A 14,469-nucleotide genomic window follows, 5' to 3' on the forward strand; every position below is an offset into this window, starting at 1 on the left:
CGTGGCACCGAGGTCATGGCTTCGAGGTCATGGCTGCGAGTGACGATCGCCGGGGCGAGAGTGAAGGGCGTGGTCGAGGAGGCCCAGGGGTGGGGAGCCGAGGTCGAACATCGCGGTGTGGAAGCGCTTAAGGCCGAAGTCGGAGCCCCAGGCGGTTCTGGCACGGTCGCGGAGGTCGAGGATCTCCAGCTTGCCCCAGGTGTAGCGGCCGTAGGTGGGGTCGAAGGTGGCCCGCGCCGCCTCGGAGAGGGCCGCCGGACCGGCGAGGTGGGTGTCGGCGGCGAAGCGGCGGGCCCCCTCCTCGACGGTCATCGCGCCGGAGTGCACGCCGATCGCGCAGGCCAGCCGGGTCACCCTGATCAGCGCCTCCAGCCACACGCCGATCTCGAAGCGCGGGTCCTCCGGCGCGAAGCCCTCCTCGACGCAGAGTTCCTCGGCGTAGTGCGCCCAGCCCTCGGCGAAGGCCGTCGACATCAGCGTCCGCCGCACGTCGGAGCGGGCGCGGCGGAGCGCGCGGCCGTGCGAGAAGTGCCCGGGGGCGACCTCGTGCACGTTGATCGCGGGGAGCGTGGTCTCGCTGAAGACCTCCAGCCACTCCTCGATGTCGCCCCGCGGCCACGAGGGGTCGGGCGGGGTGACGTGGTACCACGAGGGGCCGTCGGGCTCGCCGGGCGCCGACCAGCTGATCATGGCCATGCCCCACCGGCGCGACTCGGGCGCGATACCGACCAGGCACTCCCCGTCGTGGTAGGGCACCAGGTCCTTCTCCCTGGTGAAGGCGATGGCGCTCTCGGTGCCGATCCTGGCCGCCTCGATCACGCCCTCCGGGCCGGGGTGCTGCTTGACGAGCTCGCGCGCCACCTCCAGCGGCGGCCGATCCCCGAATCCCAGCGCCGCGCAGGACTCCGCCAGCCTGGCCATCAGCCGGTCGCGTTCGGCGTCGGCGCGCTCGGCCAGCCGTCCCAGGTCGACCGGGAGGCCGTCGCCGACGCCCATCAGCCGGGTGAGACCGCCGGCGCCGAGCGAGGCGTCCGGGTCGCCGGAGCGCGCGGCCTTCTCGACGTGCTCCACCAGCCGGGCGTGCGCCCGGAACGCCGCCTCGCGCACGCTCTCCTTCGCGTCGCGGGGCACCCCGGCGGCCAGGCCGCGTACCGCCCCGAGCAGCGCGGTCGCGACGGGGGCGCTGAGCAGGTCGAGCGAGGCGACCGCGTTGTCCACCGCCTCCGGCCAGCGGGCGAGGTGTGCCTGCTTGGCGGCGTTCCGCTCGGCCTCGGGGGCGTACTCGCGGTCGTAGGTGGCCAGATCCAGGTTGCCCAGGTGCTCCATGGGGCTGCGCCGGTGCAGCTCCAGCTCGGCGAGCTGCACCCGCGCGCCCTCCTCGAAGATCTGCAGGTGCGCCGCGTCATAGGGATCCTCGGGCAGCGGCCCCTGGCCGAGCGCGGCCAGCCCGGCGCGCACCCCCGCCGGCGACAGGTCCTGGATCAGGCCGTCGTACTCGTGCCGCCCGGCCATTTCCCGGACACCGGAGACATTGAGGTCGCACACCGCCCGGAGGCGGCCGTCGAGTTCGGTCATGGTCGCGACGCTATATCAGGGCGGGTTCCACGAGACAGGGGCGGCGTTGACGACCCGGCCCCCGTCTCCCCGCGGCCTGGCCGGGTCCCTTGGGTGGCGCGCCCGCTCTCCCGGCTTTCCCCGGCCCCACCGCGCGGAAGCACCCCTATCCGAGCAGCCTGGTGGTGGCGATCTCCAGCGCGGACCGGGGAGCCCTGCCGAGAAGGCTCCGCAGGTCGCCGCCCGTCCGGTCCATGAACCCGTTGGCGATGCTGGAGTAGGTGCTCACCAGCATCGGGACCTGGAAGGGTGCCAGGCCCACGGCGGTGAAGCCCTCGCGGGCCCCGGCGAGAGTGCCGGGCTCGTACGAGACGGCGCTCCCGGCTGCCTCGGTGAGGGCGGCGGCCAGCTCCGCACCGCCGATCGCCTCCTCACCGACCAGCTCGTAGGTCCGGCCCGCGTGCGCGGAGGCGTCGGCTGTGACCAGGGCGGCCGCGTCGGCCAGGTCCTCGCGAGCCACCGCGGCCAGACGTCCGGAGCCCAGCGGTGCGGTGATCCTGCCGTCCACGACGGGGGTGAGCGTCGCCAGCAGCTCGGCGTAGAGGCCGTTGCGCAGGATCGTCCAGCTCGCAACGCCCTCGCGGAGCCTGCGTTCGGTCCAGCGGTGGGCGAGCGCGTAGGCCAGATGGTCACCGGCGGCGCTGAGGCCGGTGTAGACGATGTGCGAGATCCCGGCCTTCTCCGCCGCCTCGATCGCCGCGCCGTGCCGGGCGATCACCACGTCGTCGTCGCCGTAGCCCGCCGAGATCAGCAGCAGCGTGTCCACCCCGGTGAAACCCCGCTCCAGCGAGGCGGGATCCGCAAAGTCGATCATTCGGACCAAAGGTCCGGCCGGGATCGTCTCCGGAGCGCGGCTGCCGATCACGACGTCGTCCCGTACGGCCAGCCGCGCGGCGACGAGCCGCCCCAGTGCGCCCGTCGCCCCCGTCATCAGAATCATGAAATCCTCCGCAAAGGTGGTTCTCTTCGGTAACTGGGACCATCATCGATAACCGGGAAGCGTGGCATAAGGAGGCACTTTGATGTCGGTGAGGCACACGGCGGTAACCACGGAGCCGGTCGTCTCGTGCGGTGGTGAGGACTGCGGCATCCGCGAGGTTCTGGACCGGATCGGCGACAAGTGGTCGGTGCTGGTGGTCGTGGAGCTGGCCCAGGGGGTGCGCCGGTTCCGCGAGCTCCAGCGGGCCGTCCCCGGCATCTCGCAGCGGATGCTCACCCTGACCGTACGCCGCCTGGAGCGTGACGGCCTGATCTCCAGGACCGTCCACGCCGTCGTCCCGCCGCAGGTCGACTACGAGCTGACCCCCACCGGGCACAGCCTCACCCATCTGGTGAAAGCCCTGGCCGACTGGTCGGCCGAGCACCGCGACGGCATCGCCGAGTCGCGTCGCCGCTGGGACGCCGCCAACCCCGGCTCCGGGATCCGCTGAGAACCGGCCGGGCCGTACGCTCCCGGGCTCACCGGGAACCGGCGGAACCCCCCAGCTCGGCGATCCGGTCGAGCAGCGCCTCCAGCGTCTTGTCGTCCGTGGCCGGGGCCATGACGGTCACCCGCAGGTGGCGGACCCCGCCGATCTCCGCCGAGGTCAGCTGGAAGGCGCCGTCCGCCATCAGGCGCTCGCGGACGTCCGCCGGGTCGGCGGTGCCGTACCTGAAGCAGACGATGTTGCTCTCCGGCTCGTACGGGCACTCGAAGCCCGGCCGCTCGCGGGCCAGTTCCCAGAAGCGGTGCGCGGTGGCGTACTGCCGCGCGACGTGCTCGCCCAGGCCGCGCTCGCCCCGCCAGGCCAGGTTGAGAAAGATCTTCAGGCCCAGCTCGGCCTTGCTGCACTCCACGGTCCTGCCGATGAGGTCGAAGCCCTGCTCCCCGTAGAACAGGTAGCTGGCCCGCTGCTGGAAGGCCGCGTCCAGGTCGCCCTCACGCCGGGTCAGCACCGCGGCGGCCAGGCTGGAGGTACGCAGCATCTTGTGCGCGTCCCAGATCAGCGAGTCGGCGAGTTCGATCCCGTCGAGCAGGTGGCGGTGCTCGGCGGCCAGCAGCGCCGAGGCGCCGTGGGCGCCGTCCACGTGGAACCAGACACCGCTCTCCGCGCAGAACTCACCGATCCCGCGCAGGTCGTCGTAGAGCCCGGTCCCGGTCGCGCAGGCGTTCGCCACCAGGGCCATCGGCCGCCGCCCGGCCTCGCGTACCCGTTCCAGGGCATCCGGCAGGCGGGCGACGTCGACCCTGCCGAGCCCGTCCACGTCCAGCGGCATGACCGCGCGCTCCCCCAGCCCGAGGATCGCGGCCGCGCGGCTGAGCGAGTAGTGCGCCGCGGCGGGGGCGAGCAGGGCGAGGTCACCGGGGACGCCGTCGGTCCACGCGTCGGGGGCGACCGCCGCCCGCGCGGCCAGCAGCGCGGTGAGGTTGGCCAGCGAGCCACCGTGGGTGAGGACCCCGCCGCCCGCCTCGCCGAACCCGACCTTGCCCAGCATCCAGCGCAGCACCTCGAACTCGACGGTCGCCGCCGAGGCGCCCATCTCGTAGACCGCCATCGGGTTGTTGGTCGCGCCGTGCACGAAGTCGGCGAGCGCGGCGGGGAAGTCGGGCGCGGCGATCTGATGTCCCAGGTAGGCCGGGTGGTGCATCCGGGTGCCCTCGGCGAGGTAGCCGCGTAGGAACTCCCCGTGGCTCTCCGCCGTCATCCCGCCCTCGCGGATCCACCGGGCGAGCCCGAGCCGCTCGGCCAGCTCGCCCGGGGGCCTGCGCCGGATGACCGGCGCCGCCCCCGCCTGGCTCTCCGCCACGTAGGCGGCCAGCTCATCGACGGTCACCCCGGCCGCGCGGACGAACTCCTCAACATTCCACATCACACCGAAATCCTGGTCGAATTCCCCCCACCCCGCCAACCGAGCCGAACGCGCACCTCACGAAGTGCCCTTAGGTGATGTCCACGATGGGGAGGCGGAGGGCGCCGGGGGCGGTGGTGGGGACGGCGGGGTTGGCGGGGGCGACGGGGGTCAGGCGGGCGTACGGGGAGCCCTGGGCGGGGCGGGGGTCGGCCTCTCCCCGGTTGGGCCAGAAGGCCATCGCGCGCTCGGCCTGGGCGGTGATGGTGAGGGAGGGATTGACGCCGGGGTTGGCGGAGACCGCGGAGCCGTCGACGACGTGCAGGCCCGGATGGCCGTGGACGCGGTGGTAGGGGTCGATCACCCCGGTCTCCGGCCCGGCGCCGATGGCGCAGCCGCCCAGGAAGTGGGCGGTGGCCGGGATGTCGAACAGGTCGAGCCAGGTACCGCCCGGCATGCCGCCGATCTCCTCGGCCGCGTGCCGGACGAACTCGTGCCCGGCGGGCAGCCAGGTGGGGTTGGGCTCGCCGTGGCCCCGCCCTGAGCGGAGCCTGCGGCCGAAGAGCCCCCTGCGCATGGACAGGGTGATCGAGTTGTCCTTGGCCTGCATGACCAGCGCGATGATCGTGCGCTCGGACCAGCGGCGGTGGTCGAACAGCCTCGGCACCAGGTGGGGCCTGCGCAGGGCCTCGCCGAGGAACTTGAGCCAGCGCGGCGCTCCGCCGCCGTCGATGAGCAGGGTGCGGAGCAGGCCCATCGCGTTGGAACCGTCACCGTAGCGGACCGGCTCGATGTGCGTGTGGGCGTCGGGATGGATGGAGGAGGTGATCGCCACCCCGTGGTTGAGCTTCTCCCCCCTGACCGACGGGCGCTCGAAGCCGAGCAGGGCCTCGGAGTTGGTCCTGGTGAGGGTGCCCAGCCGGTCGGAGAGCCGGGGCAGGGTCCCGGTGGCCTTGAGCCGGTGCAGCAGGCGCTGGGTGCCGTACGTCCCCGCCGCGAAGATCACGTGCTCGGCGGTGAACGCGCGGCGGCGCCAGGGCGCGCCCGTCCGGTGCGTCTCGACCCGGTAGCCGCCGCCGGCCGGGACGACCGAGGTGACCGTGGTCTCGGGCAGGACCGTGGCCCCGGCCCCCTCCGCCAGGTAGAGGTAGTTCTTGACCAGCATGTTCTTGGCCCCATGGCGGCAGCCCGTCATGCACTCGCCGCACTCGGTGCAGCCTCTGCGGCGCGGCCCCGCGCCCCCGAAGTAGGGGTCGTCCACCTCGACGCCCGGAGGGCCGAAGAAGACGCCGACCGGGGCCAGGTGGAAGGTGTCCCCCACGCCCATCCGCTCGGCGACGGTGCGCATCACCTCGTCGGCCCTGGTGACCGTCGGGTTGAGCACCACGCCCAGCATCCGCCTGGCCTGGTCGTAGTAGGGGGCGAGCTCGGCCTTCCAGTCGGTGATGCCCGACCACTGGGCATCCTGGAAGAAGGGGTCCAGCGGCTCGTAGAGGGTGTTGGCGTAGACCAGGGAGCCCCCGCCGACCCCGGCACCCGCCAGGACCATGACGCCGGTGCCCTTCTGACCGCGGAGCAGGTGGATGCGCTGGATGCCCTTCATGCCCAGCCCCGGCGCCCACAGGAAGTCGCGGGCCCGCCAGGAGGTCTTGGGGAACGTGCCCTCGTCGAAGCGGCGCCCCGCCTCCAGCACCGCGACCCGGTAGCCCTTCTCGGTCAGCCGCAGCGCGGAGACGCTCCCGCCGAAGCCGGAGCCGATCACCAGCACGTCATGGTCGAACACGACGACTCCCTCTCAGACGACGGCCTTCGATGACGACCTGCCCTGCTCCCCGTGTCTCACTTCAGATGGAGCGCCTTCATGACCCTGAGCGCGCCCGCGAGGGTGTCGGCGTACTTCTCGTACGCCATGCCGAGGATCGGCTCGAAGCCCAGCCAGGACGCCTGGCTGGAGACGGTCTGCGCCTCGGTGTACCTCAGCAGCCCCTCGGCGCCGTGCCGGCGGCCGAGCCCCGAGGCCTTCATCCCGCCCATGGGCGCGTCGTAGGAGGCGTAGGCCGAGGCGTACCCCTCGTTGATGTTGACGGTGCCCGCCTTGATCCGGGAGGCCAGCGCGCGCCCGCGTGACAGGTCGCGGGTCCAGATGGAGGCGTTGAGCCCGTAGGAGGTGTCGTTCGCCTTCTCGACCGCCTCGTCGTCGTCGCCGAAGCGGTAGATCGCGACCACGGGGCCGAAGGTCTCGGCGCGGCAGAGCTCCATGCTCTCGTCGACGCCGGTCAGGACGGTGGGCTCGTAGAACAGCGGGCCGAGGTCGGGGCGGGCCTTCCCGCCGGCCAGCACCCTGGCGCCCTTCGCGACGGCGTCGTCCACCTGGGCGCCGACCGCCTCCAGCTGCCGCAGCGAGGAGAGCGAGCCCATCTGCACGCTCCAGTCGAGTCCCGTGCCGAGCCGCATGTTCCTGACCTGCCGGACGAACTTCTCCACGAAGGCGTCGTGCACCGAGTCGTGGACGTAGAGCCGCTCGATGGACAGGCAGAGCTGCCCCGCGTTGGTGAAGCAGGCGCGCAGCGCGCCCTGGGTCGCGGTGTCGAGGTCGGCGTCGTCGAGTACCAGCATCGGGTTCTTGCCGCCGAGCTCCAGCGAGCAGCCGATCAGTCGCCTGGCGGCCTCCTCGGCGATCTTCCGGCCGGCCCGGGTGGAGCCGGTGAACGCCACGTAGTCGGCGCCGTCGATCAGCGGGTCGCTCACCTCGGCGGGTTCGCCGAGGACGACCTGCCAGATCTCGCGGGGCATGCCGAGGGAGACCAGCAGGTCGATGGTCCACAGCGTGGACAGCGCGGTCTGGGTGTCGGGCTTGTGGACCACCGCGTTCCCCGCGAGCAGCGCGGGGACGGCGTCGGTGACACCGAGCGAGAGCGGGTAGTTCCACGGCGAGATCAGGGCCACCGTTCCCCGGGGCCGGCGCGCCTCGACGGTCCTGGTGGCCACGGGCAGTATCCCGGCCCGCGATCTGGTCTCCAGCAGGCCGGGGGTCCGCCGCGCGTAGTAGAGGGAGCAGCCCGCGACGTCGAGCACCTCCTCGAAGGCGTGCCTGCGCGCCTTGCCGGTCTCCCACTGGACCACGTCGAGGATCTCCTCGCGCCGGTCGAGGATGGCGTTGTGCAGGCGGAGGAAGGGCTCGGCCCGCTCCCTCACGGGCAGCGCCGCCCACGCCCGCTGCGCCTCCCGCGCCGCGGCGTGCGCGGCGCGGACGTCGTCGGCGGTGGAAATGGGCAACTCGGCGAGCAGCTCGCCGGTGAACGGCGCCGTGATCTCCTGCGTCTTGCCGGCGGAGGTCACGTGCGATACGACACGTTCGATCATGCGGGGGTCGAGGGCCCGTGTCATTTCAGGGGGAACGGCCATGTTCGCAGGGTAATCGCGGGAGGCGGGCCGTGGCTACTCACGGGTAGCGAAGCATTGAACCACACCCCCTTCCGATCCGTCGTAGTGGCATGAGGACATCGATTCGTACAGCCGGCGCGGTCACCCTCGCCGCGGCCCTGCTCGCCACGGCGTGCAGTTCTACGGAGACGAAGAGCGGTGCCGGACCCGCGGCACCGGTCACGTTGGGGAACATCAGGCTGGTCTCCTACAGCGGCTGCGACGACATGCTGGCCGGGCTGCGCGCGGCGACGGCGAAGAACGTCGGCCCGTGGGGCCTCGGCGGCCCCCCGATCATGTACGCGGAGGCGCGGTCGGACGCCGCCGCCGCCAAGGTCGGCGGCGCGGCGCCGCCCGAGCACTCCACCACGAACACGCACGAGGCCGGAGTCGACGAGCCCGATCTGGTGAAGACCGACGGCGACCGGGTGATCACCGTGAACCGCGGCGTGCTCAGGGTGGTGGACACCGCGACCAGGAAGGTCACCGGCACGCTCAAGCTGGTGGACGCCGAGCAGGCGTGGGCCCCGGCCGACCTGCTGGTCAGCGGGGACAGGGCGCTGGTGCTCTTCTCCGGCGGCGGAATCATCCCGTACGGCGCGGTGGCCAAGCGCGCGCCGAGCCCGGGGCCGCGCTACGTCCTCGTCGACCTGTCCGGGGAGCCGAAGGTGATCGGCTCGCTCACCCCGGACGGCTCCCACGTGGATGCCAGGATGGTCGGCTCGACGGTGCGGATCGTGGTCCGCAGCCAGCCGCGGATCGACTTCCCCGACACCGGGTCCGACATCTCGGACAACGAGCGCACCCGGCGGAACACGGAGGTCGTCGCCAGGGCGCCGATCGAGGCGTGGCTGCCGAAGTACGAACTGACGTCGGCGACCGGCGTCACCTCGGACCACACCGTCGACTGCGAGCGGGTCAGCCACCCCGCGGAGTACACCGGGACGTCGATGCTGACGGTGCACACCCTCGACCTGTCGCAGGCGCTCGCCGAGACGGCCCCGATCAGCGTGGCCGCCGACGGCGACACCGTCTACGGGACGGGCTCCAGCCTGTACGTGACCAGCAACCCGCACTGGTGGTGGCCCAGGCCGATCGAACCGGCGCTCATCGAGGAGGCCCCGGCCGCCACTCCCACGGTCGCCGAGACCCCGGCCGCCGCCTCGGGCCTGGACCCCGCTCCGACCCTGCTCCCGGAACCGGCCCCGACCCCCACGCCGAGTGACACCCCGCCGCCGAGTGACACCGCCTCGCCGACGCCGGCGGCGACACCGGAGGAGCCTCCGGAGGAGACCGAGGTCCACCGGTTCGACATCACCGTGGCCGGAGCACCCCGCTACGTCGCCTCGGGCAAGGTGCCGGGCAGGCTGCTCAACCAGTACTCCCTGTCCGAGCACGAGGGGCACCTGCGGGTCGCCACCACCTCGACCGTCGGGCAGGACAGCTCCAGCGCCGTCTACGTGCTCAACGCCGGCACCCTGGCCGAGACCGGCAAGGTCGGCGATCTGGGGCTGGGCGAGCGGATCTACTCGGTCCGCTTCATCGGCCCGGTCGGCTACGTGGTGACGTTCAAGCAGGTGGACCCGCTCTACACGCTCGACCTGCGCGACCCGGCGGCGCCGAGGAAGACCGGCGAGTTGAAGATCACCGGCTACTCGGCCTACCTGCACCCGGCGGGTGACGGGCGGCTGATCGGCGTGGGCCAGGAGGCCAGCGAGAAGGGCCGCACGCTCGGCACCCAGGTCTCCCTGTTCGACGTCAGCGATCCGGCCGACCCGCGCCGCCTGTCGCAGATGTTCCAGAAGGACTCGGGTTCCGAGGCCGAGTGGGACCCGCACGCCTTCCTGTACTGGGCCAAGACCGGGACGGCGGTCCTCCCGCTGAACTCCTGGACGGGCACCGAGCAGACCAACGGGGTCGCCCTGGTCCTCAACATCGGTGATTCCGCCGTCACCAGGACCGGCACGATCGTCCACCCCAAGCCCAAGCCGGTCAACGACACCCGCTTCGCCCCCTACGACCCGGGCATCCGCCGCTCGGTCGTGATCGGCGACAGCCTGTGGACGGTCTCCGACCTCGGCCTCAAGGTCAGCGACCTGAAGGACCTGGCCGACCAGGCCTGGATTCCCTTCTCCTGACCTTTCGAAAGCACCCGCCCCGCGCCCCCGCCCCATCGGCGGGGGCGCGCTGAACGTCCCTATTACACCGAGATGTCAGCCTTTACAAGATCTTGTCATGACACTTGAATAAGTGTTACCTCTTGCGCAACACACGTGATCCGCGTGTGGCATGGCCAACGACGGCCATCTCTCCGCAGGAGGATCGGTGTCGACCAGACCCTGGTTACGCATCACCGTCATCGCCGCCGCGACCGCGGCGCTCGCCCTTCCGCTGCCGGGAATCGCCCAGAGCGAACCCGGCGCCCAGCCCCCCAAGGCCCACGACTTCCAGGCCGAACAGGGCGCCAAGCCCGACCTGGACAACCGGCGCGGCAGCGTCGCGCCCCCGGCCTCGCTCTCCAGGTCGGCGGCGAACACCGCGACGATCCGGTGGAACGCCCTCGGCACCCCCGCAGTCGTCACCGGCTCCGCTCCCCTCGCCGAGGGCCTCGGCACCGACCCCGAACAGGCCGCGCGGGCCTATCTCAAAGCGAACGAGAACCTCTTCGGCCTCTCCGGCGAGGCGGTGGACGCGCTGGAGAAGATCGCCGTCAACCCGATAGGGGACGGATACGCCGTACTGCTCAGGCAGAGGTTCGGCGACCTGCCCGCGGGCGTGGACGGGCAGGTCGCGGTCGGCGTGAAGGACGGCAAGGTCCTGCACGTCACCTCGACGCTCTCCCGCTCCTCCGAGGCCCCTCCCGCCGCCAGGCTCACCGAGCAGCAGGCGCTGGAGATCGCGGCCAGGGACGGCGGGATCGACCTGGCCACGGCCACCGTCAAGAAGGCCACCGCCACGGCGGTGCCCGCCCCCGACGGGACGCACAACGCGTTCCAGGTCGTCCTGATCGGCGGCGGCGAGGGTGAACCGGCCGCGTACACCACACACGTCGACGCGGTCAGCGGCGAGATCCTGACCCGCGAGAACCTGGTGGACCACCACAGCGCGCCCGACGACCCCACCTGGAAGGCGTTCCCCGCCAACCCGCCGGGCGACTACTCCTCCACCGACACCCGCAAGACCTGGTGCCCCGCCGCGGGCCCCGGCTGCGACCTGGTCGGGGCCGACCCGGCCACCGGCAAGGCCTGGGACCTGACCCACGCCACGGACACCTCGACGAGCACCAGCGTCGGCAACGCCGCCAAGACCGTGGAGAACCGCGCCAGCGGCGACGCGTTCTCGGTGGGCACCCGGAGCAACGTGGCCACGCCGAACCGCCAGTACGCCTATCCGTGGACCAACAGGTGGTACACCGCCAAGTGTGACCCGGCGGCGCTGGACGAGCCCGGCGAGGCCGACCTCGAAGCCGCCATGACCAACCTGCACGTCATGCACAACCGCATGCACGACTGGTCCTACCGGCTCGGGTTCACCGAGACCGCCTGGAACATGCAGAACGACAACGGCGGGCGCGGCGGTCTCGGCGGCGACCCCGAGCAGGGCAACGCGCAGGCGGGCGCCCGGGTGCTCAGCGTGCGCGACAACGCCAACCAGATCACCGGTCCCGACGGGATCGCCCCCATCACCAACATGTACCTGTGGCAGCCGATCGCGGGCTCGTTCTACTCCCCCTGCGTGGACGGCGACTACGACATGTCGGTGATCGGGCACGAGTACACCCACGCGATCTCCGGCCGCATGATCGCCGGCCCGAACGCCGGGTGGAGCGGAGCCCAGGCCGGGGCCATGAACGAGAGCACCTCCGACCTGTTCGCGATGGAGTATCTCGCCGAGTACGGCTTCCGCCCCGCGGGCGACACCCCTTCCGTCACCGGCGGCTACGTCACCGGCGACAAGAAGGCGGGCATCCGCAACTACGACATGGCCACCTCACCGCTGAACTACAGCGACATCGCCTACGACCTCGTCGGCCAGCAGGTGCACGCCGACGGCGAGATCTGGTCGGCGACCCAGTACGACGTGCGCAAGGCGTTCCTGAAGAAGTACGGCGAGGGCACCCCGGCCAAGCAGAAGGCGTGCGCCGACGGCCAGACCCCGCTCGGCCAGTGCCCGGGCAACCGCCGCTGGGCGCAGGTCTCCTTCGACGCGCTGCTGCTGATGGCCTCCGGCGCGGTCAGCTACGTCGACCACCGCGACGCGCTGCTCGCGGCCGACGCCATCCGGTTCGGCGGCGCCAACCAGGCGATCATGTGGCGGGCGTTCGCTGAGCACGGCCTCGGCCAGGGTGCGGCGAGCACCGGGCCGAACGACCCCGATCCGGCGCCGAGCTTCGTCGACCCCACCGGGAAGAACGGGAAGCTCCAGCTCAAGCCGTTGGCTGAGGCCAAGGACGCGGCGCTTCGGCTGTACGTCGGCGACTACGAGGGCCGCGTCGTGCCGGTGGCCGACACCGACCCGGCGACCGAGCTCGGCGACACCGTCGAGATGACCCCGGGAGTCTACGACTTCGTGGTCGCGGGCAACGGGTTCGGGCACACCCGGGTGAAGTACGCGGTGCTGCCCGGCGTGAAGCTGCCGCTGCCGCTGGCGGTGCCGAAGAACGTCGCCTCCGCGGCGCTCGGCGCCACGGCGACGGGTGACGGCGTCAACCACGGCAAGCTGATCGACGAGACCGAAGCGACGAACTGGGCCTCGCTCACCGGACCGGTCAAGGGCAAGGCCGTCACCGTGGACCTGGCCGGGACCGCCCCGGTGAAGGTCCGCCGGGTGCAGGTCAGCGCCATGCTCCGGCCCAACGTCAACGACCCGGCCGACCCCGGCGGCCAGAACCGCTTCAGCGCCCTGCGCGCCTTCGAGGTCCTGGCCTGCGACGCCACCAAGAAGGACTGTTCCTCGCCCGCGTCCTTCTCGGTCGTCTACACCAGCCCCGCCGACGCCTTCCAGACCCGCCTGCCGCGCCCCCGGGGCGCCGACCTGCTCATCAAGTCCTTCAAGATCCCGACGACCACCGCGACCCACCTGACCCTGCGGGCCGTCTCCACCCAGTGCACCGGCAACCCGCTCTACGCCGGTGAGCAGGACGCCGACCCCAACTCCGCCACCGACTGCGGCACCGCCAGCCCCGCCAGGGACCAGCTGCGCGCCGCCGAGTTCCAGGCCTTCACCCGCTAAGTGATCGAGTCCAGGGGGAATCAGTGATCGTAGGCGGTCCGTGAGCGCGGTGCGGCCTGGCCGGTGGTGTGGTCGTGCCACGAAACGGCGGTCAGCGCGAGAGAACACCGCGGGATGCGGATGATCACTCCCTCAGGAGTACGACCACTGTGGCGTTCCAGGTCGAGTCGGCCCTTCACGGTCTGATCGACCGGCTCGACCTGACGCAACGGTGTGCACGACCGGGGCCCGCCCGCGAAGGTTCGTCCTCGCGGGCGGGCCGCGACGGATCACCACCGAAGAAGCCGGAGCGCCGGCGGACAAGCCCGGCTCCTGGGGCCACCCAGGCCGTGACGAGCCCATGCTTCGTCTCCTGCTCACCGACCCGTGCGGGAAGGATCGGATCAGACGTGGGTGACCAGGAGGGTCACGCCGGCCTCGCCGCCGCAGTCGACGAAGACGGGGCCGACACCATTGCCGATCTTGTGGGAAAGGGTCGCCTTGGCCACGAACTTCTTCGGGTTGTCGTCGATGATACGGATGTTCTCCAGCGACGGTACGCCGCCGTACGCGCCGCTGACCACGGCCTTGAGCCCCTTACCCCCGCCGCAGTGGCCGGTGATCGTCAGCTCCTCGCCTCGCTTGGCGGTGGGGTTGGGGCTGACCTGGACGACGGCCCTGGCCCCCTTCGGCGGCTTCGGCGCCGCCGCCTCAGCTGCGATCTTGCCGGTCGCGCCGACCTTGTCGCTGGCGAACGCGCTGCCGGCACCCAGTCCGAGAACCCCGACCGTCAAGCTCGCCCCGACGATCGCAGCGATCATTTTCTTGTTCACAGTGGCTCCTTTGTGAAAGTCTCTCCGGCCCGTACGACCGTGATGATCCCTTGTCGTTTCGGGATCTACTCGGTGAGTAGCCGGCGGGGCCGCCGTGGGTTCTCGTCCGGTTGGACTGTGACATGGATCACGACCGGGTGGGGTCCGGTGGTGACCGCGACGGCCACGGTGGGCGTCGCCGGAACCGTGTCGGCCGGCCGTGCAGGCCGACCACCCGCACGGAGGTCCGCCCACGCCCCTCCCCGTGACCGATGTCCAGAGGTGGTGGCACAGCGGAGAGCGGGCGAGGGGGTGCGCGCCCGGTTCGTGACAGCCGAGACGGACACCCTGGCAACCGCGCTCCACGTGCGTGTGGACGATCCGCTGAGGGCTGCGCCCGATCCGCGCCCGCGCCGGCCCGGGACCGCGCGGCCCGCGGGCCGGTGTCCGGCCTTGGGGCGCGCTCCGGACGGTCACACCGGCTCAGGCCCTGTCCTGCGGATCTTTTGCCTACTGCGGTCGGCCAGGCGGCGCCTCGCCGCGTTGTCGTCGGTCACCGCAGCACGCTGCGGCTCCCTCC

9 protein-coding genes are annotated in these 14,469 nt (G+C 71.8%); 3 read left to right on the forward strand and 6 right to left on the reverse strand.

The genetic code is table 11. The annotated features are described in order from the left end of the window. Positions 1-27: 27 nt before the first annotated feature. A complete protein-coding gene (locus ABZ260_RS01085) occupies positions 28-1,575 on the reverse strand; it encodes a DUF885 family protein (protein ID WP_355611162.1) in 1,548 nt (515 codons plus the stop codon). A gap of 145 nt (positions 1,576-1,720) precedes the next feature. Then, positions 1,721-2,554 (reverse strand): NAD(P)H-binding protein, encoded by an 834-nt coding sequence (locus ABZ260_RS01090; RefSeq protein WP_355611165.1) that lies wholly within the window; start codon positions 2,552-2,554, stop codon positions 1,721-1,723. Positions 2,555-2,636: 82 nt separating this feature from the next. Between ABZ260_RS01090 and ABZ260_RS01095 the strand changes: the two genes are divergently transcribed. Further along, positions 2,637-3,044 carry a helix-turn-helix domain-containing protein gene (locus ABZ260_RS01095; RefSeq protein WP_355611168.1) on the forward strand — a complete coding sequence of 136 codons (408 nt, stop codon included), beginning with the start codon at positions 2,637-2,639 and terminating at the stop codon, positions 3,042-3,044. Positions 3,045-3,072: 28 nt separating this feature from the next. Here the strand turns inward: ABZ260_RS01095 and ABZ260_RS01100 are convergent, their stop codons facing one another. The 3 genes from ABZ260_RS01100 to ABZ260_RS01110 form a co-directional block, all read right to left on the reverse strand. Next, positions 3,073-4,464 carry a pyridoxal-dependent decarboxylase gene (locus tag ABZ260_RS01100; RefSeq protein ID WP_355611195.1) on the reverse strand — a complete coding sequence of 464 codons (1,392 nt, stop codon included), beginning with the start codon at positions 4,462-4,464 and terminating at the stop codon, positions 3,073-3,075. Positions 4,465-4,534: 70 nt separating this feature from the next. Next, positions 4,535-6,226, reverse strand: coding sequence for a GMC family oxidoreductase (locus ABZ260_RS01105; protein ID WP_355611171.1), 1,692 nt, complete (start codon positions 6,224-6,226; stop codon positions 4,535-4,537). A 56-nt stretch (positions 6,227-6,282) separates the two neighbouring features. Next, positions 6,283-7,848 (reverse strand): succinic semialdehyde dehydrogenase, encoded by a 1,566-nt coding sequence (locus tag ABZ260_RS01110; RefSeq protein WP_355611174.1) that lies wholly within the window; start codon positions 7,846-7,848, stop codon positions 6,283-6,285. Positions 7,849-7,937: 89 nt separating this feature from the next. Between ABZ260_RS01110 and ABZ260_RS01115 the strand changes: the two genes are divergently transcribed. Beyond that, the gene (locus ABZ260_RS01115; RefSeq protein WP_355611177.1) at positions 7,938-10,004 is read left to right on the forward strand and encodes a beta-propeller domain-containing protein; all 2,067 of its coding nucleotides are present in this window, start codon (positions 7,938-7,940) and stop codon (positions 10,002-10,004) included. 187 nt (positions 10,005-10,191) lie between these two features. Further along, positions 10,192-13,098: a M36 family metallopeptidase gene (locus ABZ260_RS01120; RefSeq protein WP_355611180.1), complete on the forward strand. Its 2,907-nt coding sequence runs from the start codon at positions 10,192-10,194 to the stop codon at positions 13,096-13,098. 383 nt (positions 13,099-13,481) lie between these two features. On the opposite strand, the gene ABZ260_RS01125 is transcribed toward ABZ260_RS01120, so the two are convergent. Then, entirely contained in the window at positions 13,482-13,910 is a 429-nt protein-coding gene (locus ABZ260_RS01125; protein WP_355611183.1) for a hypothetical protein, read from the reverse strand. Between the last annotated feature and the right edge of the window lie 559 nt (positions 13,911-14,469).

Source organism: Streptosporangium sp. NPDC006013 (assembly GCF_040614275.1).
Lineage (GTDB): Bacteria > Actinomycetota > Actinomycetes > Streptosporangiales > Streptosporangiaceae > Streptosporangium.